Consider the following 24,989-nt stretch of genomic DNA (forward strand, 5'->3'; position numbering starts at 1 on the left):
GGCCAAGGAGACCACTGAGGAGAAGGCCGCAGAGGCTTCCAAGCAGGCTCAAATCAAGGTCGACGAGGTCAAGACCGAGAAGAAGAACGCTGAGGACGCTAAGAAGATCTCTTCCAAGCCGTCCAAGCCGGCTCCGAAGCCGGGTCAGGCTCGCAAGAAGTAAATAGGCGGCTGGGGCTAGATAGCCATAAACCTTTTCACGCCCGATCGTTCTGTGCAGTAGATGCGCCGACGGTCGGGCGTTTTGCTGTCTATATCTTCTTAGCTGTCGTGCGGTCTAATTCTTTGGCTCTTCAGCCTTTGTCGCCAAATCTCTTTTCGCTGAAGAAGAATATTCCCCAAATAATAAATCCGATGATTGGGAACAGTAACTGCACAAGTGTCCATGCAATTATTCGACTCGTCCCGCTTTTCCGGCGCACTTCAAAGATAATAACAATCCCCAAAAACCCGAGATAAATAATTGGGAAAAGCGTCCATATTAAATCGTAGTAGGTCGGAATTTCCACTATTACACCTGTCGGCATCCATTTTCGGCATTAACATCAGCTAAAACGTCGGTATGACCATTGGCATAACCAGTAAGTTTGATACAAGGATGCAAAGCCGGAAGTAGATGTACGAAGTCCACACCGTCTAGTAGCTTGAGGCCTATCTCTGAATAAGCTCGACCTGAAGTACCCGATGCACGAGCCCCGCTATTCAAAACGCCTTGGTATGTATATCCCGGGGTTGATGTCTCCCCACCTTGGTTAGTAATTCTAACACTGGTTACTTTATTTCCTGACGAGCACCACTCCATCGACAACCAGGAAGTAGCAACTACGAACCCATAGTTAGATTTCCAGTCTTGATGATGGTTAGCAGTCCTGCAGTTGCCACTACTGCGCGTTGCAGTGACAACTGGAGCCGAAACACTTTGCTCTACTGAGGACGGCGACATAGCACGCAAAAAGACCGCTTTATCTTTTTTAGACAACGCATTATACGTTTCTTGAGGATTCCCCGAATTCATTACCTCGTTTACCAGTACCGCCTCAGATCGACTTTCAGCAGAAGCAGTTCCCGTTGCTGTTCCGACAAAAGCTAGGGCAACTATTGCCGTTGCGAATAACCTTTTTTCATACTACACCTCAAGATTGCGGAATTCGGTCCTTGAATCAACACCGTTGTGCTTTCGATGTAACGGTCTCACGAAAGATTAAGAACATCAATGATTTCGCTGAAGTGTCCAATTGGTTACCTCTAAATGGAGGGATAATATTCAACACTGTGATTCGGTCCATCTGAACTGACAGCAAGCACAATCTCAGTACCCGAAAGTGAATTTCCCAACCGATATTGTGTGCTTAAAAGCGCACTCCAGAATACTTCGCACTCAATACAATTTTGGCTGACCTGAACAATCGACATAAAACTAGACAGCATGGTCGACTTTGTGGCAGAACCATCTCAACGCGAACGAGGAACTGCTTCATTGAGCTCAAAGCTCGCATCAATGCCGGCATTCATAATGCCCACACGGTCTAGCAGGCTAAGTACACGACCACTAGAATCCGCGGGTTAAGTAGCAGAATGTGTGTCTGATTCTTGCGATTTCCGCAGATCAGACTATACAAATCGGGCTTGAATAAGGATTTAGTCCTTATTCGGGCCCGTTTCTCGTTCAATCCGCCGGAACGGCGCTTCAGTGTGGTAGCTGGATGCTGGTTAGCTTTGCCGGTGACACCAAACAGACCACGATGCCCCGTATGTACTGGGCAAATGAAGAAAAACGGCACCACCACAAAAGGAACGACTAGATGGCGGTGCCAGAACCCTGACTGTGGATCTTTCACCACCTACCGTCGGCCTGATCTGACTACAACCCGCGACTTCAAAGCGTTTCACCGATACGTGACCTCCACGAGGTCACTAACCGAGATCGCCTGCGATGCCGGAGTCAGCAGATGGATCCTCGACCGCCGATTCGAACCGTTATGGCTCATCGATGTTCCCAACACTCCAGACCCCAACAGGGTCTACGACCAGATCTTCATCGACGGCATCTACACCGACGCCGGCTGCCTGCTCGTAGCAGCAAGCCACGACCACGTCATCGCCTGGCACTGGGCCAAACGCGAGTCAGCCCACGCCTACACACAACTGCTGCGTGGTATCGCCGAACCGTTATGCGTCGTCCTCGACGGCGGCCAAGGCGCCTACTCAGCGATCAAAGCCTGCTGGCCCACGACCATGATCCAGCGCTGCCTCGTCCACGCCCAACGCGTCATCCGTCGCTACACCACATCACGGCCCCGCACCGACGCTGGCAAAGCGATCTATGCCCTAGCTTTGAAACTGACCAAGATCACCACCTTGGACCAAGCACGCGACTGGACACTACGCCTGCACGACTTCGGAGTGGTCTACAAGGATTTCCTGAACGAGAAAACACCCGTACCCAAAGAGCGCCGCACCCCAGCCACCAATGGGAATTCACACATATCCGGGTCCGAAAGGCATACAACTCGCTTTTGCACTTATCGCGCAACAACTGGCTGTTTGCCTATCTCCAACCCCCGCCAGAAGCACTCGAACCGGCCCGGTGGGCAGCAACCACAAACAGCCTAGAAGGCGGAGTCAACGCCGGGCTCAAACGCATCGCTGATGCCCACCGCAGCAGATCCGGGGAACGACAACGCAAGATGCTCGAGTGGTACCTGCACTCGAAAACGCAGCTGCCTGACGACCCACTCGAGATCGCCAGGCAGTGCAATTACGGACAAGATCAACTCGCCAAAGTTCCAGACCTTGTCCCAGAAGACCACAACACAGCCGACCAAGAAACAGGACGACCAGCCTTCTACGACAACGCTATCCCAACCGAATACCAACACAACATAGGAATCCGCAAAGGCCCCATGCAATAAAAAAGGGCCCGCCCGGCGACACGCCGAGCGGACACACTTTTTGCTACTTAACCCGAATCCGCGGCATTCCCAGAACGCAAAAAATCCCCCGGTCTTACGACCGGGGGATTTTGTTCCTTGTGGAGCTTAGGGGAATCGAACCCCTGACCTCCTGCTTGCAAAGCAGGTGCTCTACCAATTGAGCTAAAGCCCCGTACACCGAGCAATTATACCTTGTTCGGCAGTGGGCCTAGGAGGACTTGAACCTCCGACCCCTTCGTTATCAGCGAAGTGCTCTAACCGCCTGAGCTATAGGCCCCGTGGAACGAGATATAACTTAACCCGTAACCATCACACTTCACAAATCGCCTGTTCAGAGGCCTAAATATTGAGTTAAAAAGCAGTCATTAAGTAGTCATTATGGCTACTTCATAACCAGGTCACTGAAAATACCTCTCAACCAACGCGGCCCCGGAGCCACCGAACGGGGGTGACACCGGGGCCAGCGGGAGACTAGGCAGCCTAGCTGTCGTCGGCAAGCGAAATCTTGAGACCTCCGACGAGACCGCCGCACGCGTTGTAGATAACCGCGCCGAGGGCCATGAGCCCAATCGACAGCACCCACCACAGCGCTCCTACAGCGGCCGCCAGGCCAAGGACAAGACCCGCGCTGATGGAATCCTCCCCGCCAATCATTTCACTAATCGGAGCGAGCAATCCCATCCCGGAGAGCAAGAGGTAGAGCAGGCCAACCGCGGCAAGCCAGACGAGGAAGCCAATGAAGCCAGTGGCCGCCGTAATGCGCATGGCGGACCAGGGACTCACCTTGTCGACTACCAAGTTAGTTTCGGCCATGCGCTTACTCCTTCTCCGCCTCCGAGTCACCGGACTCGGCGGCGCCGGTGCTCTTGGTGGCGCCGGTGCGCTTCGGGACTACGTCCAGGGTTCCGGCCTCAGAGACCTTGGAAGCGGTCTCCTCACCCTCATCCTCAACATTGCGGTCGATAGCCAGCAGTTCCACGCCATCAGCGAGGTTGACCAGGCGCACGCCCTTGGTGGCACGCGAGGTGGCGCGAATCTCGTTGACGTTGGTGCGGATGATGTCGCCGGCGGAGGTGACAGCGAAGATTTCGTCGTCGTTGTCGACCACCAGGGCGCCCATCAACGGTCCACGCTTCGGGTCGTACTTGAGCGTCAGCACGCCCATACCACCGCGGTTCTGCGGGGTGTACTCGCTGAGCTTGGTCTTCTTGCCGAAGCCGCCAGTCGTGGCGACCAGCAGGTTGTGCTCTTCCTCGACCACGACCATGCTGAGCAGCTTGTCGTCGCCCTTGAAGCGCATACCCTGAACACCAGCAGTGGCGCGCCCCATCGGGCGCAGTGCGTCGTCGGAGGCAGTGAAGCGAATGGCCTGGCCGCGCTCGGAGACGAGCAGCAGGTCATCGTCCGAAGAGCACAGACGAGCACCGATGAGGGAGTCGCCTTCGCGCAGGTTGATGGCAATTAGGCCAGCGGAACGAGCGGACTCGTAGTCCTCCAGGCGAGACTTCTTGACCTTGCCCTCGCTGGTGGCCAGCACCAGGTACGGGCTGTCCTGGTAGCTCTGAATCTGCAACACCTCGGCGATACGCTCCTCCGGCTGGAACTCCAGCAGATTGGCGACATGCTGGCCGCGGGCAGCGCGAGTGGCCTCCGGCAGTTCGTAGGCCTTGAGGCGGTAGACGCGCCCCTTGTTGGTGAAGAACAGAATCCAGTCGTGCGTGGAGCAGACGAAGAAGTGGCGGACAATGTCGTCCTGCTTCAGATCCGCGCCGCGAACGCCCTTGCCACCACGGCGCTGGGCCTTGTAGGCATCGACCTTGGTGCGCTTGGCGTAGCCCGTGGAGGTAATGGTCACAACCACGTTTTCGCGGGCGATGAGGTCCTCTTCGGTGACGTCGCCCTCGGCGGCCACGATCTGGGTACGACGGTCATCGCCGTACTTCTCCACTACCTCGGTCAGTTCTTCCTTGACAATGGCGCGCTGGCGCTCCGGGTTGGCCAGGATGTCCTTCAGGTCGGCGATCTCGAGCTCGATCTCAGCCAACTCGTCAATAATCTTCTGGCGCTCCAGGGCAGCCAGGCGACGCAGCTGCATCGCCAGGATGGCGTCAGCCTGAATCTCGTCGATGTCGAGCAGACCCATCAGGCCCGTACGCGCGGTATCGACCGTGGCAGACCGGCGAATCAGGGCGATGACCTCGTCCAACATATCCAGGGCCTTGACCAGGCCGCGCAGGATATGGGCACGCTTTTCCTTCTCGTCCAGGCGGAACTGGGTCCGTCGAACAATGACCTCAATCTGGTGGGCGACGTACAGCGTCACCATCTGGTCAATACGCAGCGTACGCGGCACACCGTCAACGATGGCGAGCATGTTCGCGCCGAAGCTGGTCTGCAGCTGGGAGTGCTTGTACAGGTTGTTCAGCACCACACGCGGTACGGCGTCGCGCTTGAGCTTGACGACGATGCGCATGCCCCACTTCAGATCGGATTCGTCATCAATCGAGGCAATGCCCTGCAGACGCCCGTCCTTGACCTGATCTGCAATGTTGGCAATCATGCGGTCCGGGTTGACCTGGTACGGCAGCTCAGTGATGACAATCGACTGACGAGTGCCCTCCTGCTCAATCGAGGTCACACCGCGCATGCGGATCGAACCGCGACCGGTGGTGTAGGCCTCCTTGATGCCCTTATCGCCGACGATTTGGGCGGCAGTTGGGAAATCCGGACCCTTGATGCGCTCCATGACCGCATCCAGCGTGGTCTTTTCATCCGCCTCCGGGTTGTCCAGGCACCAGTTAATGGCATCCGCGACCTCACGAAGGTTGTGCGGTGGGATGTTAGTAGCCATACCGACGGCAATACCGCCGGAACCGTTCATCAACAGCTGCGGGACACGCGACGGCAGAATAACCGGCTCTGTCGTACGACCATCGTAGTTCGGCTGGAAATCGACAGTGTTTTCGCGAATGTCGCGCACCATTTCCATGGCCAACGGCGTCAGACGGGCCTCGGTGTAACGCATAGCTGCGGGGCCGTCGTCACCGCGGGAGCCGAAGTTACCCTGACCGTCGACAAGCGGATAGCGCATGGACCACGGCTGCGCCATACGCACCATGGTGTCGTAAATAGCGCTGTCACCGTGCGGGTGGTAGTTACCCATCGTGTCCGAAACCGGCTTAGCGGACTTCACATAACCGCGCTCCGGGCGGTAGCCGTTGTCGAACATGGCGTAGAGAATGCGGCGGTGCACCGGCTTGAGACCATCACGAATCTCCGGCAGCGCACGGCCCACAATCACGCTCATGGCGTAGTCGATATAGCTCGACTGCATCTCTTCATTGATGTCGATCGGGCGAACCTGGTGGCCCAATACTCCACTTCCGAAGGATGAGCCGTCGTTGTTGTTATCGTCGCTCAATGACTGCTTCCTTTACTTAAAAGAGGTTCGCATCCATTCTACAGGGCTTTAGAACCCGCTTTACGACGCCGTGCGCAACTTTTCGATACCATTGTGGTATCAAATACTTGGTTTTCAAGCCTGATAGCGGAAACAAACCAGCGCAGTTAGGAAGCGCGGCTAGGTAGCAAGGAGCAAGTGCACGATGGCGATGACCTTAAGGCTCACGAAAGAACAGGACACCGCCCTGGCGCTGCTGGCGCAAATGGAGGGCGTATCCAAACACGAGGCCGTCATTCGCGCCATTGAATCCGCCGCCGCGAGAGCCCTTCAACAAGGCCAGGCCAGGGAAATCACCGCAAGTGTGACTGATACCGACATGGCGCTGCTGCGAAAGTTGAGCTCCCCGAGCCCCCGGGGAGCAGAAGAATGAGTGCGCCCCAAGTTCAGCCTCTCAGCGAGGCCGCAATCCTGGCGGCTACCGACGAACTGGTGGCCAAAGTGCCGGAATTGGCTGACGCTACACTTGTGCGACCATGGGCAATCAGCGCCATTGCTGCCGCCAGCTCAGGTGTCATTGCTGGTCACCGCAGCTTTCCCACGGTTTCTGCGGCTGCACAAGCGGTCGCTTACGCAACGTTTCACGTGAAACCACTGAGTTTCGGAAACACCGCGCTGGGCGCACTACTTGCGCACATACTCCTCACCACTAATGGCGAAGAAGTGTCATTCACAGAGACATGGAAACTGGTCAAAAGCGGCATTTAGCCAAAGACGCGGCCTAGTCGATTTTCCGGGTGAACGGGCTCGTCGGAATGCGATTACCGGACTCCAGTCGACCCGTGTAATACGCCGTGGCCTCACCTTCAGTCAGCTCGACCTCGTACCAGCCATCACGGACATAATCAGCCGTTCGGTCCTGCCCGCCGACGAGAACACGTCCCGCCACGTGCTCCAAAGTGACCTCCGGCAACTCCTTCGCCGTCTTGCTGAACACACGCAGGAAGCGGTCCGGGCCGCACACGGTAAGTTCGCGGTCTAGAAGTCCAATTCGCAGCTCTAATGTGCCGAGCACGGTGTGGTGCTCTACCTTGTTACCACTGTAAACAGCGAAAACAGCCTCACGGGAACCGTCGTTGACCAGCACAAGGTTGCCGTCTTTAAGGTAGGCGTGAAGCCGGTACGGTGTTGGCAGCGCGGTCGCCTGCTCGGACTCCTGCACTGGATAGTCACCGGCCGGCTCCGCCTCCCAGCGCTTCACAAACTCCGGTGCTGGCCCCGGCTGCTCTGGAAGCTGCATTCCCGCCGATGCCGAGAAGTCCAGCGTGGATACCAAATCACCACAGACTCGACGACGCCAATCAGTGATGTTTCCACAGTTCACGCCAGTGACCTGCTCCAGAAAGCGAATCACCGAAGTGTGATCGAAGACCTCCGAAGAAACCAGACCACCCACCGACCATGGTGAAATGACAGTCATCGGGACGCGGAAACCGAGCCCCTTCGGCTTGCCCAGGTACCACTCCCCCGGCTCATTCTTCGGCGGCAGCGGCGGCACCACATGATCGAAGTAACCATCAAACTCGTCAAAGTTAATCAGGAAAACTGTCTTGGCCCACACTTCCGGATTGGAGGCCAACGCATCCAACAGACGATAGGTGATATTCGCCGACTGAATTGGCGAGGACGCTCCCGGATGCTCACTTTCCGCGGCCGAAGGCACAATCCAGGACACCTTTGGCAGCTGCCCGGATTCAACATCTCGTCGGAAAGCGTCGGCTAGCGTGCCCGGCTGGCGGCGGTGCAGCGCGCGATCATAGAGATCCCGTTCCGCGTCAGGCAGCTTCTCCACAGCGGCATTCAGGCGATCGACCATCTCCTGTTGCTCTGTAGTTGGCGACATCCCATCGCCCAGTTCCAGCAGTTTCTCGTGGAAACCCGTCATGTCGAGTCCCGGCAGCCCGGCCTCACGGATGACCTTGCGGCCAATATTTCGAAACGCGGCGAAGAAATCCAAATTGTTGTCCGTGTAGTTATCCCACTCCTGGTAGACGCGCCACGGCACCCCTGCCTCCGTGAGCTCCTCGGCATAAGTGCGCCACTTATACCCCGGGTGCGTCGGCTCGTACGCCGCATTGCCAACCGCTCCAGTCCCCCACGGTTCCTTTCGGGTGTCACCCGAAAACAGGTAGTTGCGGTTCGGGCTTGTCGACGTAGGCATCGAGGAAAAGTAACCATCGCAGATGGTGAACGTCTCTGCGAGAGCGAATTGGAACGCAATGTCCTGGCGGTCATAGCAGGCCATCGTGCCCTTACCCTTGGCCTCGATCCAGCCGTTACAGCGGCCGCCGTTTAGTGCAACCTGCCCGTCTTCCCAACCGTGCGGCAGACTTGCGATGTACTCCACCGAGAGATCACCGCGATTAGCGGCGTTGCGGATTAGATATGGACTGACCCCACTCTGGTTGAAGACACCCGGTAGAGCGGAGTTGTCTTTGTACCCTCGCACACCTCGGAGCGTGCCGAAGTAGTGATCAAAAGAGCGGTTTTCCTGCATCAACACGACTACGTGCTCAATTTGATCAAGAGAGCCAGCCGGTCGGGGCTGCGCGAGCGCGTGGCGCAGTGATGGTGGCAGCAGCGTGCTCGCAGCGGTGACGGCACCGACTCCTGCGGCGGTCTGCAGGAAGTGCCGACGGGAAAATTCAGATATTTTTTTAGGTGATGTTGCCATAAGTATCTACGTTAAGAAGCGCAGATTACAGGTTGGAAAATTGCGGTTTAAATTTCCTCAATGAACCGCTCGAAGCGGTCAACCACAGCCTGCGGCTCACGCGCCCATCGGTTATGTCCCAGGCGCTGCTCAATGAACTCGTACTTCGCCGAATTCGGCAACATCCGCGCCAATGCCTGCGCCGACTCCGCCGGGCAGTCACGGTCACCGCCACAGTTCAGCAGCAGCGCCGGGGTGGTCACCTTAGGCATCTCAGCGGCATAGTCGATGTCCGCACCGCGCGGTCGCAGGAGACCCGTGCGCGAGAATCGCGCCCACTCCACCACATGGTTACGGGCCTGTCGGCCGTAGCCGGCCACATCAAACCTGCCCGCTGGCCAATAACCCAGAATCTGGGACACTACCTGCATAAACGGTGCGCCGTAGCGAAGCCGCGTGTACTCGTTGCCAGTAAAACACTTGTAGTGCGGAGTACCGGAACCAACCATCACAACACCGGCCACGTCCGCTTCCGGTCGGGCCAGATACAGCGAGGCAATCTGACCGCCCATGGAATGACACAGCAAGTAAACGGGTAACTTCTCCCCTGTGCTCTCCCCTGCCGCGAGGTGGTCAAACTCCTTGCGGGCCCGCGCCACGGCCAACGGGTAATCCACCGAGGCAAGATCCTGGTAGCCCCAGTTGTGACGGCGGGTGGCTACCGCCGTCTGGTTACCCTGGCCGCGTAACTCCGAGGTCAGGACGCAAAACCCTCGGCGCTGCAACTCTTGGGCAATTGGCCGGTAATAGCGAGCCCCCATGCCAAAACCCGGCCAAATAACGACGATGCCCCGAGGCGTACCTTCGGGAGTCCGAAGCGCCATCGGGGTCACGGAGCCATCGGGCAATGTCTCCTGCACAATACGTGGCTCGACTGGCGGTTCCCCGTTGACCATGCTTCCTCGAGTATCTTCCATTTCATAAACATTAATGGCTGAACTGAGGTTTTGTCAGGGGAACCGACAAGCCGATAACTAGACTAGGTATCGGCTTAGACGTCGAGGAAGCGAACGTCCTTCGCATTACGGGTAATAAACGAACGTCGTGAAGCGACGTCATCGCCCATCAGAATGGTGAACAGTTCATCGGCCTTCTGTGCGTCCTCGAGGGCGACCTTACGCAGCACGCGGTGATCCGGATCCATGGTGGTATCCCACAGCTCGGCGGCGTTCATCTCACCGAGACCCTTGTAGCGCTGGACACCATCGTCCTTGTTGATCTTGCGGTTGGCGGCCAGCCCCTCTTCCAGCAGCTGATCGCGCTCAGCATCTGAGTAGGCGTAGCCCGGCTCGCCCTTGGCCCACTTGAGCTTGTACAGCGGTGGCTGAGCGAGGTAGACGTGCCCTTCATCAATCAGCGGACGCATCAGGCGGAACAGCAGCGTCAGTAGCAGCGTGGCAATGTGCTGACCATCGACGTCGGCATCGGCCATCAGCACAATCTTGTGGTAGCGCAGCTTTTCGATATCGAACTCGTCGTGAATACCGGTGCCCAGCGCCGTAATAATGGCCTGGACCTCGTTATTCTTCAGCGTTTTATCCAGGCGCGCCTTCTCGACGTTCAAAATCTTACCGCGCAGCGGCAAAATGGCCTGGAACAGCGAGTTTCGGCCTGCCTTTGCAGAACCACCTGCGGAGTCACCCTCCACGATGAACAGCTCGGACTGCTTCGGGTCCTTCGAACGGCAGTCCGCCAACTTACCCGGAAGACCGCCAAGATCGGTCGCGGACTTACGACGCACCAGGTCGCGGGCCTTACGAGCCGCCTGACGGGCATGCGCCGAAGCAATGGCCTTGTTAACAATGGCCTTAGCCTCAGCCGGATTGGCCTCCAGCCAGTGACCGATGTGCTCATTGGTCATGCGCTGGACGAAAGAACGCACCTCGGTGTTACCCAGCTTCGTCTTTGTCTGGCCCTCGAACTGTGGATCGGCGACCTTCACCGAAATCACGGCAGCGAGGCCTTCACGACAGTCCTCACCAGAGAGGTTGTTTTCCTTCTCCTTCAACAGGCGGTGCTCACGCGCATAGCGGTTCATCAGCGATGTCAACGCAGAACGGAAGCCCTCTTCGTGCGTGCCACCCTCAATGGTGTTAATGGTGTTGGCGAAGGTGTGCACCGACTCGGAGTAACCCGAGTTCCACTGCATGGCAATCTCGACCTCGTGGCCATCACCTGCAGCATCGAAGGAAATGATGGTCGGGTGGATGATGTTCTTCGACTTGTTCAAAGTCTCGACATAATCCCGCAGACCATTCGGGTAGTGGAAGACCTTGCGGCGCTCCTTCGGCTTGGTGGTCTTCTCTGCCTGCTCCTTCTGCTCTTCAGCCGCATCCTTGGCGATCTCAGCGGATTCGGTCTCCGCCTGCTCCGCCAGAGCCTCAGCCTCGAGCTCCTCCTCGGAGACACGCTTGTCCACCAACGTGATGGTCAGACCCTTGTTCAAAAACGCCATCTCGCGCAGGCGGCGAGAAATGGTGTCGAACTTGAAATCGGTGGTCTCAAAAATCTCCGGGTCCGGCCAGAAACGCTGCGTGGTACCCGAACCACGAGTCTTTTTACCGCGGACAATTTCTTCCGGAACTGCCTGGTCGAAGTTCTGGTACCAGGTGTAGCCATCGCGGATGACCTCGGTTTCCATACGCGTCGACAGCGCGTTAACCACCGAAATACCCACACCGTGCAGACCACCGGAAACAGCGTAGGACTCGGAGTCAAACTTGCCGCCGGCGTGCAGCTGAGTCATAACCACCTGCACCGTCGGCATGCCCGACGGGTGCATTTCGACAGGAATACCACGGCCGTTATCGCGGACCTGAACGCCGCCGTCTTCCAGCAGAGTGACCTCAACATCGGTGGCATAACCCGCCATCGCCTCGTCGACGGAGTTGTCTACAACCTCCCACACCAGGTGGTGCAAGCCACGCTCACCAGTCGAGCCAATGTACATACCCGGCCGCTTACGCACGGCCTCGAGGCCCTCGAGGATGGTAATCGATGAGGCGTCATATTGATGTTCGGTAGCAGCCACGATTCGGCGCGTCTCCTATTCTTGGTTCTCTCCCCGCGCAACATTCGTCAGCGCGCGAAAAATAGGCCGGCGGTCAAGCGCTATCGGCGCCAGCCAGAACTACATAGGACTACTAGATAGGTCTGGCTAGTTTGGATGCCGATAACGTCTCAAGAACCGCCTGCCGGTATTCTCCTGCCCATCTTACCCCAACGTAGTCCCCTACTGTGGATATAGCCGATGCGCTCAAAGGACCAAATTTCGCAGTTTTACGCATACCGATGCCTATTCGTAGACCGTTTACCGACCTTTACCCGTAAGTATCACGCGGTCCTCGGCCCTCGATGTGCAATTTGCCCTTGCGCCAATTCGGCGCTTTCGGCCCCAGCACCTTAATTTCTTCAACCACCCCATCCCCGACGCGTTCCGCGATGGACTTCAAAACCTGTCGCTGTGCTAGCCGCAGCTGTGTTGCCCATGCTGTCGATTGGCACTCGACCACCAAAGTGCCGTCCTTGAACTCCTTGACCTCGGAGTGTTCCGCGACAACTTTGCCGACCATCGAATCCCACTCCGTCATGATCACACCGTGGGCAATATGGATCTGCCAACCGCGATCAACTACTGCCTTATTCAGCACCGCACCAATCGGCGCAGGTCGACGGTCATATTTCCGGTACAGCCGAATCCCCGCCTCCTTCAACAGGCTCGGCGAAATTACCGTACCGGCACGATCTCGCACCACTGCTTGCGCTGCCCGCTGCTTATCGACGTCCGCAACAATCCCCTTCGCGGCCTTCACAGGCACACGGCTATCGAGGCCAGACCACGAGCCCTTCTTCTTCGGTGGCCACTGGAGATTCGGTAACTTGTGACCGCCCTCTTTAGCGGCATCGCGCATGCGGAAGAAAGCGTCGCTGATCAGGTCGTTTTCCTCTTCCGGTGAGTTATCCGACTCCATGTTCTCGACCATACCCGTCACTCTTCCGCGACTGGTTTTTCATCCAGAAGCGAGATTCGCCCCTGCTCAGTCTGTGCCACCGTCACCGTGTGATGAGTCACCGAAGAATCCTCGACCAATGCCTGAGGTAACTCCTCTCCCACCGCCGAGGTGATTAACACCTGCTCAGCCTGCTGCGCGATTTCCATGAGAGCTTCCCGACGATGCCGGTCAAGCTCCGCAAACACGTCGTCAAGCACCAAAACCGGGTCGGGACCATCGGCACGGAGCAAAAAGTACGCGCCGAGACGTAGCGCGAGTGCAAAAGACCAGGTCTCGCCGTGGCTAGCAAAGCCCTTGGCGGGGTCATTGCCGAGAATGAGGTCGAGATCATCGCGATGCGGACCAACGAGACAGGAACCGCGCTCAATCTCCGCGGTGCGGCGCTCCGCCATCTTCGTCAGCAGCAATGCCTCCAGCAGCTCCGGTTCGCTGGGCAATGGCCCGCCATCCAGGCTGTCGACCTTCGGCGCATAGGCAATCGTGGCTGGGCGCGAGTGCGGGGCAAGCGTGGCATAGGCCTCGCTGACATGTTCGGAAAGCTCGGCAATCAAATCCATGCGCGCAGCCATTAACGCCGCTCCCACCTGCGCCAATTGCGCATCCCAGGTATCCAGCGTGCTCAGTGCGGCCTGCCCCTCCGAAGAAGAATAGCCACGGCGCAGCGTCGAGCCCGCCGACTTCAGCAGCGCATTCTTCTGACGCAAAATCTTGTCATATTGAATGCGGATACCGGCGGACAGTGGCCGTCGTAAAGCGAGCAAATCGTCGATGTAGCGGCGGCGGGAAGCGGGCTCGCCCTTAACCAGCGTGAGATCCTCGGGCGAGAAAAAGACCGACTTGACGATCCCCAGCAGCTCCCGCGGGGACTTCAGCCTCGTGCGATTAATCTGCGCCTGATTCGCGCGATGCGGATTAATGAGCAGATGCGCAGTCAGCTCGCGGCCATCATTGACCGCCGTCGCCGAAATGCGTGCCGACGGGGTCCCCGAACGAACCAGCGGAGCATCCATAGAAACTCGATGCGAACCGAGCGTGGAGAGATACCCAACGGCCTCGACGATATTGGTCTTGCCGTAGCCATTTTGACCGGTAAATACGGTAATTCCAGGCGTGAACTCGACTTCCAACCCCGGCCAGGAGCGGAAGTCCCGCAAGGACAAATACCGAATGTGCATAGCCGCAGACTAGCCCGGCAGGCGCACAGGCATCAGCAGGTAAGTGAAGTCGGTCTCCGGCGTTGGGTAGAAGCCGTCCTCACCGAGCTCCGGAATGGCTTCCGGCTCCGGAATGAGAATCGCAGGACGCGACGGCTGCGTAAAGCCCAGCAAAACACGATGGGAGCGAACAGCGCTGAGCCCCTCGAGCAGGTACTGCGGGTTGAAGGCAATCAGAAGTGGTTCACCATAGAAGTTGCAGGCCACAGTCTCTTCTGCGTGACCAACCTCGTCTCCATGAGCGGAAAGGACAACCTGACCGTCGGAGAAGTCCATGCGAATCTGCGCACCGTGATCCGCCATCAGAGACACACGACGGATAGCATCCTGCAGCTGGTCAACACGGGCAACAGCCATGGAGGAATGCTGCTTCGGCAGTAGCGGGCGGAACTTCGGGAACTCGGCGTCCAGCAGTCGCGTGGTAGTGCGACGAGGATCGGCGAGGATAGCCAGCAGGCCTTCGGAGCCGACCTCACGATCATCGGATCCGTCGCCGAATGCCAAGGTCACTGGCTCGCTAGAAGTGGTATCGAGAGTGCGGGCGGTCTCCGCGAAGGTCTTGGCCGGGATGAGCAGCTTGGTCTCACCCTCCGGAACCTGCTCCCACTCGAAACTGCGAACCGCCAGGCGGAAACGGTCGGTGGCAGCGAGAGTGACCTCGTTACCTTCGGTTTCCATCCGGATGCCGGTCAGCATCGGCAGCGACTCATCCTTGCCGGCAGCGACAGCGACCTGACCAATAGCCTCGGCCAGCAGAGCGGCATCGACAGTGCCGGTAGCAGCCGGAGCTTCCGGTAGCTGCGGGTAATCCTCCAAGGTCAGACTTGGCAGCTCGAAGCGGGAAGAACCACAGCGAACGATGACCTTCGTGCCATCAAAGTGCATCTCTACCTGCTTATTCGGCAGCTTAGAAACAATGTCAGAAACCAACTTGCCATTGACGGCGAAGCGACCGGGCTCATCGACCTCTGCGCTAATACGAATCTGAGTGGAGACCTCGTAGTCATAGCCAGCGAGCTGCAGACCATTGTCATCCGCGAGAAAAATCATGCCACGCAGAATCGGCTGAGTCGGGCGTGCAGGCAGGTTACGAGCAACCCAGCTCACCGCACCCGCGAGATCGTCCTTAGCCGCGCGAATACGGACTTCGGTCTGCTCCATCGTTCCTCCACCGGTATTGGATGTCTGTTTTTAGCCGTTTATTAGCCGTCTTTTGTGTTGTCAGCGTGCTATGTCAGCACACATGACTGGAGTTACAAAGATTCCATCGTACAACTCTACTGCAGACTGCCAAAGACCTCACTGGGATTCTTGTAGTCCGTCTAGTGCTTAATCGTAGTTCTTACTCGTTCTTGGCATTTTTAAAGTTGTGCGCCAGAAGTTGCTTGCCCGGGGTTGTGCGCAGGCCCCCTTTTATCTAGAAGTTTCTAGAGATTTTTAAAGTCGGGAGTAGTAATAGGGGGTGTGCACATTGTGAAATTACATGATTCCCGCTGGTCTTCACTGGTTTCGCGCTGTGGATAACCAGTGCGCCTAACTGTGGATAACTTGGGGTGTCTGTGGATAGCGTTCGGACTTCATCTTTCATCCACAAAATTTACGAGTTGTCCACAGCTCTGTGCACGGAAAAACCGCAGTTAATAACAAGAATTCCGCACGCCGAACCCAAGGTTTTTAAGCCGTTCCACGAGCTCGATCTCGAATGCGTGTGGTCAGGTCGTTGACCTGGTCCTTTGAGGGCTTCTTCTCCTGAATTTCCTTAACAATCTTGCGTTCAGCGTGCAAAACCGTCGAATGGTCACGATTTCCGAACTCCCGGCCAATCGACGGCAACGAAAGCTCGGTGAAGGACCTCGTCAGGTACATCGCAATCTGGCGTGCATGAGCGACCGGGCGAGTCTTACCCGGGCCCACTAAATCTGCAACCGTTAGGTCGAAGTACTCAGCCGTGGTGGAGATGATGATCTCCGGAGTAATCTGCACCTCGATTTCGTCGGCACCGAGGATCTCCTGTGCAAACTTCAAGGTCACAGGCTCATGAATCATGGATGCATGAGCGCTAATCTGCAGTAGACGCCCCTCGAGCTCACGAATAGAAGACGAGGTGTTCTCCGCGATGTACTGGAGTACATCATGCGGAACGACCAGATCAGATAGCTGTGCCTTCTTCGACAGAATTGCGATTCGCGTCTCCAAGTCCGGGTATTGCAGATCCGGATTGAGCCCCCACTGGAAGCGGGTACGAAGGCGATCCTCCAGAGTCTTAAGCTCCCGCGGTGGGCGGTCCGACGACAGCACAATCTGGTGATTGGACTGGTGCAGGGCATTGAACGTATGGAAGAACTCTTCCTGTGTACCTTCCTTGCCCTCCAAGAATTGGATGTCATCGATGATGAGCATGTCCAAATCGCGGTAGCGACGCTTGAAGGATTCTTGGGCGTCGTCACGCACGGAATTAATGAAGTCGTTGGTGAACTCTTCCGAGGAAACGTAACGAACCCGCAGGTTAGGGTACAAATGCTTGGCGTAGTGACCAATGCCGTGGAGCAGGTGCGTCTTGCCAAGACCCGAACCGCCGGAGATAAACAGCGGGTTGTAGGTGCGCCCCGGAGACTCCGCAACAGCGACGGCGGCTGCAGCGGCGAACTTATTCTGCGGACCAATAACGAAGGTCTCGAAGGTGTAGTTCGGGTTGAGGGTTGGCTCCTCGAAAGGCATGCTCATCTCGGTTGGAGTGCCGTGGCTCTCGGAGCGGAAAGGACTTGTGACCTGGCGCTGATCAGCAATAGTCATCGGATTCTCGGCAGATGAGTGCGAAAGCCCCTGCGCCATTGAATCCACGGCGTCCATCGATCGGTGCTGTGACTGGGCACTTTGCTGATTATGGACATTTGGCTGATGCGTCTGCGGCACTTGTGGCATCTGTGTCGATCCCTGGTGCTGCTCGTGGAGATTGAAGTCGTTCGTATCTGCACTGGGGAACGGGTAGTTACGGCCAGACTGCTGCTGGTGTTGCTGGTTTGGCTGTTGACGCTGAGCCTGCTGCGGACGCGAAGCTGCAGATGGGGTCTGTCTCGAGTGCTGTGCAGATGGTTGAGTGGCCTCTGCTGCCTGGCTATCTTCAGCGTCGTCAGCAGGATCAGCAACGGTGATGACCGTTTCCAACTCCTCGCCGGTCAGCGAAGCTAAGACGGCCTCGATAATGCCCTTGAGCTCTTCTTTTACCAGCGCCTGCACCACTGGCGATTGAGTGCTGAGCAGGAAAAAACCTGGAAAGTCACCAGTGTGCGTCACTGACCGCAGCAGTGCCTTGTGTGGCGAGCGTAGTGGTGCAATACCCAACTCCGGCGCACCTTCTGGTGAAGTCAGGATAGAAACGACCTGCTCCCAGAGTCCACCTGGCAATTCTGGTTGTTCGCTCACTGTGTGAATGTCCTTTTACATGTTTACGTTCATCAAATTTATCGAGGCGACCTGTTTTTGTGGAGTGTTTTCGGCATGGCGAGAGTGCCATATCTGCCCATTTGGGGGCTATTTCTTGTAATTCGCCCTGTGGGGTGTTTCTACACAAGGTGCTATACGCCCCGAGCAGGACTTCCACATGTTTGTCCACACCTGTGGATAAACATCGTCGCTAATTGACTAACAGTTTATCCACAGTTTGCCCACAATGAAAAATAGCCCCCTAGTCTGCGTTTACCTAGGTAAACACGTTATTTTCCCTGCTCGCTGTGATTCATGGTGTGGAAGTTATCCACAGCTGATTGGATAAACACCCTGTGGATTGCGGTGCATAGGTCAGTATTTCCACAGGTCAACATCGGTACCGTTGGAAAACTTGGAAAATGATTCTCCAGGTAAATCCGGCGTGTTGATTTGAATTTCTCGCTCGATTCGACGTAACCTATCTGGGTGTTTCATATCCATTGAGATATGAGTCCGAGCTCGTGCTTGGACCCGACAGAACGCTTGTAGCTTTCATTCTGTCGGTAAGTAATTTTTCCGTGCATCACGGGAATGCGTCAGACGCATCGCTGCCTCGCACTCAAAGCGAGAGGTTTACTGCGGTGTGTTCAGCGTGGACTCGTGGTCGTTTGAGTTTCAAGGAGTGTCAACCGTGTCGAAGCGGACGTTCCAGCCGAATAACCGCCGTCGTGCACGCGTGCACGGCTTCCGTACCCGTATGCGTACCCGTTCCGGTCGCGCTGTTGTGGCAGCACGCCGCAGCAAGGGCCGTGCCCGCCTGTCCGCTTAAGTAAGAGGACGCCGATTTCGGTGCTCCCTCAGAGCAATAAGCTGCGTTCTTCGCGTGACTTCACGGTCACCGTACGACGTGGACGCCGAATCGGACGCAAGACGTTGGTCTTGCATATTCGTGACACCGCCGCTTCTGGCGGTGGAGATAAGACCGATACGCAGATTGCCAGGTTTGGTGGTCCACGTGTCGGTCTTGTCGTATCTAAAGCTGTGGGCAACGCCGTGACTCGTCACGCTGTATCCCGCAAGCTCCGCCATGTTATGGCCGCGGCCGCGCAGGATCTCCCGTCCACTATGGACATTGTCGTTCGCGCGCTGCCCGCTTCTGCCACAGCCACCAGCCAGGAGCTGTCCCACGATGTGCAATCGGCACTCGCTACATACGAACGTCGGCGCTAATTCGCTTGACGACGGCCCCCTCGCCCAGGCCCCCGGTGCACGTGTGGCTGAGAGGGCGATTCTCTTCTACCGCCGTCGTATCTCTAATCTGAAGCCAACGAGCACATGTCGTTTTGAACCGACGTGCTCCGCATATGGTCTTGAGGCCGTGCGCCGCTTCGGAGCGATTCGTGGCCTGTGGCTGACTCTCCTGCGTATCTTCCGTTGCGCACCCTGGCATCCGGGCGGCTGGGATCCAGTTCCAGCTACATTCCCCGGCCTGGGTTCGTGGTTAAAGCGAATGCACAGGTAACCTCTAGTAATGCTTAGCCTTTGACCGGGCTTTGTAGACGAAGGCGCGAGTGCGCTGCCCCCTAAAGAACGGAGTGATCTTAGACCGTGCTCAATTTCGTGTATTGGCCGATTTCGGCCATCCTGTGGTTCTGGCATAAGGCCTCAGGTTTCCTATTCGATCCCTCCTCGGGTATCTCGTGGGTGCTGGCCATTATTTTGCTTGTGGTCACCATCCGTATCCTCCTGTTTAAGCCGATGCTGAACCAGCAGCGTTCTGCCATCAAGATGCAGCAGCTCGCTCCTGAGATGCAGGCGATCAAGGAGAAGTACAAGAATGATCAGCAGGCTCAGGCTCTTGCTATGCGCCAGCTACAGAAGGAAATGGGTGTCAACCCGCTCGGCGGCTGTCTGCCGATTCTGGTTCAGATGCCTGTGTTCATCGGTCTTTTCCACGTGCTGCGTTCGTTTAACCGAACGGGTACGTCGGGCAATGCGCTCGGCATGTCGGTGGGGCAGAACTGGAATACGCCTAACTACATCTTCGGTGTAGATGAGGTGCGGTCCTTCCTGCTGGCTCGTGTGCTCAATGCTCCACTGTCCAGTTCGGTTGGAATGGGTGAGGATCAATACGCAGCCTTTACCGTGCCTGGTACGCCTGCAGACTTCACCCGCATGGACATCATGATCGTTGCTATCCCGCTGATTGTTGTCGCGGCACTGGCAACGCACTTCAACGCTCGCATGTCTGTTGAGCGCACCCGTGCCCGCCAGGAAGCCGGCTTGGTGAAGCGCCAGGAAGGCCCTATGGGTCAGCAGATGGACATGATGAACAAGATGATGCTTTGGTTCTTCCCAATCATGATTCTTGTTACCGGTGCTTTCTGGCACATCGGTCTTCTTGTCTACATGGTGACTAACAACGTGTGGACCTACTTCCAGCAGCGCTACATCTTTGGCAAGCTGGATGAGGAAGAGAAGGAAGCTGTCGCAGCCAAGAAGGCTGCTAAGCGCGAGGCACAGGAGAAGCTCGCTCCGAAGGTTGGCCAGAAGCCAATCAACCCCAAGAAGGGTGGCAAGCGCCAGGCAGCGCAGAATGCGCAGCAGTTGCAGTCTGGTGAGGCTTCTACTGCGAACAAGGCTTCTAGCCACCTTCCAGATGGTAATTCGGCGAAGGGACAGCAGGGTCCGGCTTCCAAGCCGGCGCCGGGACAGAAGCCCGCGAATCGGAAGAAACGGAAGCGCAAAAAGAAATAGCTGAAGTAGCACCACGCTTCGTCTACATAAGTTAATTACTCAGAACGCCCCGCATCAAATGCGGGGCGTTTTTGTTTGCCTTAGTCCCCTCCCACGCAAACAACGTCGCTGTTATTACAGATCTGTAATTTTCTCTGGAGCCTCAAGTTTGGCATCCATCCCCAGTCAATGTTTCACGTGAAACATCGCTGTTGCACTGTCGTACACTAGGGGTGTTGAAAAGCTCGACGAGTGACGGCACAGCTGCCCCATTGGAAAGGTTAGAGGAACTGTTGAGTAACTCCGTGAAAGATGTCGATAAGCAAGAAGCCTCCGCAGTTTTGGTCGATGCAGATCTGCGTTCGGTGATAGATACCGTGTTTGGAGAGAATGTCGATCGGGCATACCGCTACCACTCATGGTTGGCCGAGGAGGCGACAGTCCGAGGTTTGATTGGACCACGTGAAGCTCCAAAGCTGTGGGATCGGCACATTATCAATTCTGCGGTAGTTGGAGAAGCGATAGGCAAAGGGCTTGTAGTTGCGGATATTGGTTCGGGGGCGGGCTTGCCCGGCATTCCACTTGCTCTAGCACGACCGGATTTGAAGGTCATGCTTGTGGAACCATTGCTGCGCCGCACAACCTTTTTGAACGAAGTTGTGGAAGATCTTGAGCTGGACAATGTAACGGTAGTTCGCGGGCGTGCTGAGGAGAAAGTGGTTCGCGCTGAGATTGGCCAAGTGGATGTCGTTACCTCCCGCGCTGTTGCCCCTCTGGGGAAGTTGGCGGGATGGTCGCTTCCTTTAGTTAAATCCGGGGGCGCGATGGTTGCACTGAAGGGTGGAACTGCCCAAGAGGAAATCGATCGGGATGCAAAACTTATTGCAAAGGCGAAGGGAATTAATCCTCGCGTCGTAGAGGTCGGCGGATCCGTGTTGGGAACCTCGACGTACGCCGTGATTATCCAGAAGAAGTAGGCTGTAAGCCCCACTTCCCCTACTCCACTGCGGATTCGTTTGTGTTTTGGTTTCGGCATTGAGGCGCGTAGTACCGTCGGGCTAGAGTGGGATAAGTATCGCGGTATGGCAAAGTCCTAGCGACCAAGGTGGATGTTTCACGTGAAACATTTCCACAATCGTCGGCGTCTAACGGTTGTTGGGGCTTGATGATTACGCTTTTGCAGATAGTTACTAAGTTTAAATTCGCACTCCAGTGGCCATGATTGGTGATTGCTGTGCTTGTAAGGGGAATAGTTAATGAGCCGGAAGTCCTGGCAAGACACACCCATTGCTGTGGCAGCTCAACGAGCGGCGCAAGTTAAGGCTCCGAACCGTTTATCGCTTCCACGCCCCGAGCGACCGCGTCGTATCACGATCGCCAACCAGAAGGGTGGCGTGGGCAAGACCACCTCGGCAGTCAACATCGCTTCGGCGCTCGCGCGGCATGGTCTCAAGGTTCTGGTCATCGATAATGACCCGCAGGGAAATGCTTCTACGGCCCTGGGCATTGAGCATGTTTCCGGGACTCCTTCGACGTATGAGCTTCTCATCGGCGAGCTACAGATTGACGATGTCATCCAGCGTTCCCCTGAATCTGAGAACCTCTATTGTGTGCCGGCGACATTGGACTTGGCGGGCTCCGAGATTGAGCTGGTCTCGCTCCTGAACCGTGAGCGCCGACTTCTCGATGCAGTTCCAGATCAGTACTTGATCGACAATGGCTTCGACTTTCTCATTATTGACTGCCCGCCTTCGCTTGGTCTGTTGACGCTGAATTCGATGACCGCCGCCAACGAGGTGTTGATACCGATTCAGTGTGAGTTTTACGCCTTGGAGGGTGTGACACAGCTGATGAATAACGTGCAGATGATTCGTCAGCATCTCAATCCGGAGCTGCATATTTCTGCTGTGCTGCTCACTATGTTCGATGGCCGCACCAAACTGTCAGAAGAAGTTGCCAATGAGGTACGTAACTACTTCGGCGAGGTTGTTCTACGTAATCTCATCCCTCGATCCGTGAAGGTATCGGAGGCGCCGGGATATTCGCAGACCGTAATTTCCTACGATCCAGGGTCTCGGGGCGCAGTTGCTTATCTTGATGCTGCAAAGGAATTGGCAACGCGTGGCGACTATTCAGCAGTTCCGGGGGGAAGTGCGATTGGGCAAAAGCCAGCTTCCTCCCCTACCCCGTCCAATTCCACTGAGCCAAATTAAAGCAACTAGGAGTAGTAACCCATGTCGAATCAAAAGAAGGAGAACCGCAAGGGAGGGCTCGGTCGCGGTATCGCCGCACTGATCCCAACTGCTCCGGCGGCTAACCCGTCGGTAGGTGAAAGTGCCGCGGATATTATTTTCGGTCCCCGCCGTACCCAGGGGGCGAAGCAGTATGCCAGTAGCGGAGTTGCCGACGTATTGGGCGCGGCCGCGACGGAATCCGGCACCTCGTTGCCTGAGAGGAAAAACGCCGGAAAATCCACAAAATCCGGGCAAAGCGAGCCGCATACTAATGAGGCGAATAAACGTCACAGTGACGATAACGCTATTGGTAAGTCTAGCAATGTTTCACGTGAAACAATGCCCTCGACGACGTCGGGAGTAGCGGACTACAGTGGCGCCGAGGCTGCTGATGTTGACACTACGGCCGCAAACGAGTTTGGCGCGACCTATCGCGAGGTCGATTTGAAGCTCATCACGCCGAACCCGAAGCAGCCACGAGAGGTCTTCGATGAAGAGCCCTTGAATGAGCTTGCTCACTCTATTCGTGAGTTCGGTCTATTGCAGCCGATTATCGTACGACCAATCTCAACGGATAATCGTGCGGCAGCGCTCGAGGCAGCGCGCAAGGAAGATCCGAATGCGCTGCAACCCGAGTTTGAAATCATCATGGGTGAACGTCGCTGGCGTGCTTCTCAGCGAGCTGGAATTGACACGATTCCCGCCATCGTTCGCGATACTCCAAACCAGGACATGCTCCGCGATGCCCTACTAGAGAACATCCATCGCGTGCAGCTGAACCCACTCGAAGAGGCCGCTGCGTACCAACAGCTGCTCGATGAGTTTGGTGTTACTCAGGCAGAGCTGGCGGATCGTATCGGTCGCTCGCGGCCCGTTATTACCAACATGATTCGACTCTTGCAGTTGCCGGTGGAGGTACAGCGACGAGTAGCGGTCGGTGTTCTGTCGGCTGGCCACGCACGTGCCTTGCTTGGGGTCAAGGCAGGTAAGGAGGAACAGCAGCGCCTCGCCGAGCGAATTGTTGCTGAAGGACTATCTGTCCGTGCGACCGAAGAAGCAGTGACATTACTCAATGCAGGCGAGCGACCAAAGAAGCAGCACCGCGAGCCCACTCCGCAGCCGGAGGTACTCCACAATTGGGCTGATCGCCTGTCCAATTCTTTTGATACGAAGGTGACTGCCCAGATGGGCAAGCGTAAGGGCAAAATTGTCATCGAATTCGGCAACCTCGAGGACTTTGATCGCATCATGTCACTGATGCATCTCGACGAAGAGTAAACCCGGTTACTGTGACTGAAGTATTCATCGAGAAAATCTCGCTGGCCGACATCGATGGAATCTATCCGGAGACGATGTTAAGCCTGTTTTGGGAACAGGGCATGGAGCATATCCGTACTGCAACTGCCCTAGCCCACTTCTCGTCTGAGCCGCGCGAACCTAATTTGGACCCTCGCAAGCCAGAAGAGGATGAAGCCCTCAACGGCGATTTAAAGCATTCGGACAGCCAACCCCCTATTCGGCCAACCGGAGCTAGTGAGAGCCCCTTAAATAGCGTCCTAAGCTCTGATTTAGCCGCCCAGGTGCGCTTGGAGAAGGAAGCATGGCTCAATACCGTCTACCTTTCCTGGGGGCCGTGCGGATATTCGCTACGGCGAAAGCCACCGGCATCACGTATCGATGGGAAGCCTGAGACCGTCGGCACGCTCCTCTTTGCGCCCCCGCGCTTCTGCCCGACGACATTTCCATGCCTTCCGGGCCAATATCGCCGGATGCGATAGCGCTGACGAGTCTGCATTACAACGCTTTAGAGGTCGATGATGACATGCTCCGCGTTCTCATTGTGACCGCTCTGCACAAGCTCGCGCTGCGCGGGATCTCAGCGGTAGAGGCGTTTGGTTGCAGTGGCACAGCGGATTCTATGTCGGGACCCACGCCGTCATCGCCAACGCCTGACGACGGCACGGAGAATCTAATCGCTGATTTCGAGGCGCAACTCGAAGAAAAGCTAAATCCAAAGCCGTGTATCTCAGATTCGTTGGCGGCGATTAACCATAACGCCGGTGATTTAATTCGTACGCGAACCCTTCTTGACTCCGGGTTTCGGGTGGTGACTCCACATCCGATTCATCCGAAACTCCGTATCGAGTTGGATGCGGAATTGGACTGGGATGAAGAAATCGGTCATGCGTTGGATCTAAGTGCGAAAGAACCCTTTATGCGCTCAAAGCTGTTCAGTCTCTAGCACCGGGTTACATAGGCC

At 56.5% G+C, this 24,989-nt stretch carries 21 protein-coding genes, 2 tRNA genes and 1 pseudogene; 12 read left to right on the top strand and 12 right to left on the bottom strand.

The window, feature by feature from the left end; translation table 11 throughout:
* Nucleotides 1-293: 293 nt before the first annotated feature.
* The gene (locus tag HMPREF3011_RS10555) at nucleotides 294-509 is read right to left on the bottom strand and encodes a PLDc N-terminal domain-containing protein (RefSeq protein WP_168155780.1); all 216 of its coding nucleotides are present in this window, start codon (nucleotides 507-509) and stop codon (nucleotides 294-296) included.
* Nucleotides 510-1,764: 1,255 nt separating this feature from the next.
* Here HMPREF3011_RS10555 and HMPREF3011_RS10560 point away from each other — a divergent pair.
* Nucleotides 1,765-2,912, top strand: a pseudogene (locus HMPREF3011_RS10560) (IS1249 family transposase).
* Between the two features lie 120 nt (nucleotides 2,913-3,032).
* On the opposite strand, the gene HMPREF3011_RS10565 reads toward HMPREF3011_RS10560, so the two are convergent.
* The 4 genes from HMPREF3011_RS10565 to gyrA all read right to left on the bottom strand — a co-directional run bounded on the left by HMPREF3011_RS10565 (nucleotide 3,033) and on the right by gyrA (nucleotide 6,267).
* Nucleotides 3,033-3,105 (bottom strand) — tRNA-Ala (locus HMPREF3011_RS10565).
* Between the two features lie 31 nt (nucleotides 3,106-3,136).
* Nucleotides 3,137-3,210: transfer RNA gene (locus tag HMPREF3011_RS10570), tRNA-Ile, on the bottom strand.
* A gap of 203 nt (nucleotides 3,211-3,413) precedes the next feature.
* Nucleotides 3,414-3,746: a DUF3566 domain-containing protein gene (locus HMPREF3011_RS10575; protein ID WP_070841508.1), complete on the bottom strand. Its 333-nt coding sequence runs from the start codon at nucleotides 3,744-3,746 to the stop codon at nucleotides 3,414-3,416.
* A gap of 4 nt (nucleotides 3,747-3,750) precedes the next feature.
* A complete protein-coding gene (gene gyrA, locus HMPREF3011_RS10580) occupies nucleotides 3,751-6,267 on the bottom strand; it encodes a DNA gyrase subunit A (RefSeq protein ID WP_246815663.1) in 2,517 nt (838 codons plus the stop codon).
* A gap of 271 nt (nucleotides 6,268-6,538) precedes the next feature.
* Between gyrA and HMPREF3011_RS10585 the strand changes: the two genes are divergently transcribed.
* Both HMPREF3011_RS10585 and HMPREF3011_RS10590 read left to right on the top strand, forming a co-directional pair.
* Entirely contained in the window at nucleotides 6,539-6,766 is a 228-nt protein-coding gene (locus HMPREF3011_RS10585) for a CopG family transcriptional regulator (protein WP_070841509.1), read from the top strand.
* Nucleotides 6,763-7,101: a hypothetical protein gene (locus tag HMPREF3011_RS10590; protein ID WP_049181939.1), complete on the top strand. Its 339-nt coding sequence runs from the start codon at nucleotides 6,763-6,765 to the stop codon at nucleotides 7,099-7,101. Before HMPREF3011_RS10585 ends, HMPREF3011_RS10590 begins: the two co-directional genes overlap by 4 nt.
* Nucleotides 7,102-7,114: 13 nt before the next feature.
* Here the strand turns inward: HMPREF3011_RS10590 and HMPREF3011_RS10595 are convergent, their stop codons facing one another.
* The 7 genes from HMPREF3011_RS10595 to dnaA form a co-directional block, all read right to left on the bottom strand.
* A complete protein-coding gene (locus HMPREF3011_RS10595) occupies nucleotides 7,115-9,067 on the bottom strand; it encodes an alkaline phosphatase family protein (protein WP_070841510.1) in 1,953 nt (650 codons plus the stop codon).
* 47 nt (nucleotides 9,068-9,114) lie between these two features.
* Complete coding sequence (locus HMPREF3011_RS10600; protein ID WP_070841511.1) at nucleotides 9,115-10,002, bottom strand: alpha/beta fold hydrolase; 888 nt, start codon at nucleotides 10,000-10,002, stop codon at nucleotides 9,115-9,117.
* Nucleotides 10,003-10,097: 95 nt separating this feature from the next.
* Nucleotides 10,098-12,137 (bottom strand): DNA topoisomerase (ATP-hydrolyzing) subunit B, encoded by a 2,040-nt coding sequence (gene gyrB / locus HMPREF3011_RS10605; RefSeq protein WP_038627102.1) that lies wholly within the window; start codon nucleotides 12,135-12,137, stop codon nucleotides 10,098-10,100.
* 289 nt (nucleotides 12,138-12,426) lie between these two features.
* Complete coding sequence (locus HMPREF3011_RS10610) at nucleotides 12,427-13,089, bottom strand: DciA family protein (protein WP_070841512.1); 663 nt, start codon at nucleotides 13,087-13,089, stop codon at nucleotides 12,427-12,429.
* Nucleotides 13,090-13,094: 5 nt separating this feature from the next.
* Nucleotides 13,095-14,294, bottom strand: a complete 1,200-nt coding sequence (recF, locus tag HMPREF3011_RS10615; RefSeq protein WP_070559930.1) for a DNA replication/repair protein RecF — start codon at nucleotides 14,292-14,294, stop codon at nucleotides 13,095-13,097.
* Between the two features lie 9 nt (nucleotides 14,295-14,303).
* Nucleotides 14,304-15,494: a DNA polymerase III subunit beta gene (dnaN, locus tag HMPREF3011_RS10620; RefSeq protein ID WP_005511615.1), complete on the bottom strand. Its 1,191-nt coding sequence runs from the start codon at nucleotides 15,492-15,494 to the stop codon at nucleotides 14,304-14,306.
* A 513-nt stretch (nucleotides 15,495-16,007) separates the two neighbouring features.
* A complete protein-coding gene (gene dnaA, locus HMPREF3011_RS10625) occupies nucleotides 16,008-17,756 on the bottom strand; it encodes a chromosomal replication initiator protein DnaA (protein WP_038627095.1) in 1,749 nt (582 codons plus the stop codon).
* A 694-nt stretch (nucleotides 17,757-18,450) separates the two neighbouring features.
* On the opposite strand from dnaA, the gene rpmH reads away from it, so the two are divergent.
* The 9 genes from rpmH to HMPREF3011_RS11530 all read left to right on the top strand — a co-directional run bounded on the left by rpmH (nucleotide 18,451) and on the right by HMPREF3011_RS11530 (nucleotide 24,971).
* Nucleotides 18,451-18,588: a 50S ribosomal protein L34 gene (gene rpmH, locus HMPREF3011_RS10630; protein WP_005511646.1), complete on the top strand. Its 138-nt coding sequence runs from the start codon at nucleotides 18,451-18,453 to the stop codon at nucleotides 18,586-18,588.
* Between the two features lie 20 nt (nucleotides 18,589-18,608).
* Nucleotides 18,609-18,989, top strand: coding sequence for a ribonuclease P protein component (gene rnpA, locus HMPREF3011_RS10635; protein ID WP_038627093.1), 381 nt, complete (start codon nucleotides 18,609-18,611; stop codon nucleotides 18,987-18,989).
* Entirely contained in the window at nucleotides 18,949-19,281 is a 333-nt protein-coding gene (yidD, locus tag HMPREF3011_RS11040) for a membrane protein insertion efficiency factor YidD (RefSeq protein WP_080972909.1), read from the top strand. Before rnpA ends, yidD begins: the two co-directional genes overlap by 41 nt.
* 86 nt (nucleotides 19,282-19,367) lie before the next feature.
* A complete protein-coding gene (gene yidC, locus HMPREF3011_RS10640) occupies nucleotides 19,368-20,516 on the top strand; it encodes a membrane protein insertase YidC (protein WP_038627091.1) in 1,149 nt (382 codons plus the stop codon).
* Between the two features lie 320 nt (nucleotides 20,517-20,836).
* The gene (gene rsmG / locus HMPREF3011_RS10645; protein ID WP_070431835.1) at nucleotides 20,837-21,472 is read left to right on the top strand and encodes a 16S rRNA (guanine(527)-N(7))-methyltransferase RsmG; all 636 of its coding nucleotides are present in this window, start codon (nucleotides 20,837-20,839) and stop codon (nucleotides 21,470-21,472) included.
* Between the two features lie 279 nt (nucleotides 21,473-21,751).
* Nucleotides 21,752-22,708: a ParA family protein gene (locus HMPREF3011_RS10650; RefSeq protein WP_038627088.1), complete on the top strand. Its 957-nt coding sequence runs from the start codon at nucleotides 21,752-21,754 to the stop codon at nucleotides 22,706-22,708.
* 21 nt (nucleotides 22,709-22,729) lie between these two features.
* Nucleotides 22,730-24,007, top strand: a complete 1,278-nt coding sequence (locus HMPREF3011_RS10655; RefSeq protein WP_070841513.1) for a ParB/RepB/Spo0J family partition protein — start codon at nucleotides 22,730-22,732, stop codon at nucleotides 24,005-24,007.
* 11 nt (nucleotides 24,008-24,018) lie between these two features.
* On the top strand, nucleotides 24,019-24,507 hold the full coding sequence (locus tag HMPREF3011_RS11525; protein ID WP_246821529.1) for a hypothetical protein: 489 nt from the start codon (nucleotides 24,019-24,021) through the stop codon (nucleotides 24,505-24,507).
* A gap of 44 nt (nucleotides 24,508-24,551) precedes the next feature.
* Nucleotides 24,552-24,971: a hypothetical protein gene (locus HMPREF3011_RS11530; RefSeq protein WP_246821531.1), complete on the top strand. Its 420-nt coding sequence runs from the start codon at nucleotides 24,552-24,554 to the stop codon at nucleotides 24,969-24,971.
* The last annotated feature ends 18 nt before the right edge of the window (nucleotides 24,972-24,989 follow it).

The organism is Corynebacterium sp. HMSC074C04 (assembly GCF_001838295.1).
Classification (GTDB): domain Bacteria; phylum Actinomycetota; class Actinomycetes; order Mycobacteriales; family Mycobacteriaceae; genus Corynebacterium; species Corynebacterium amycolatum.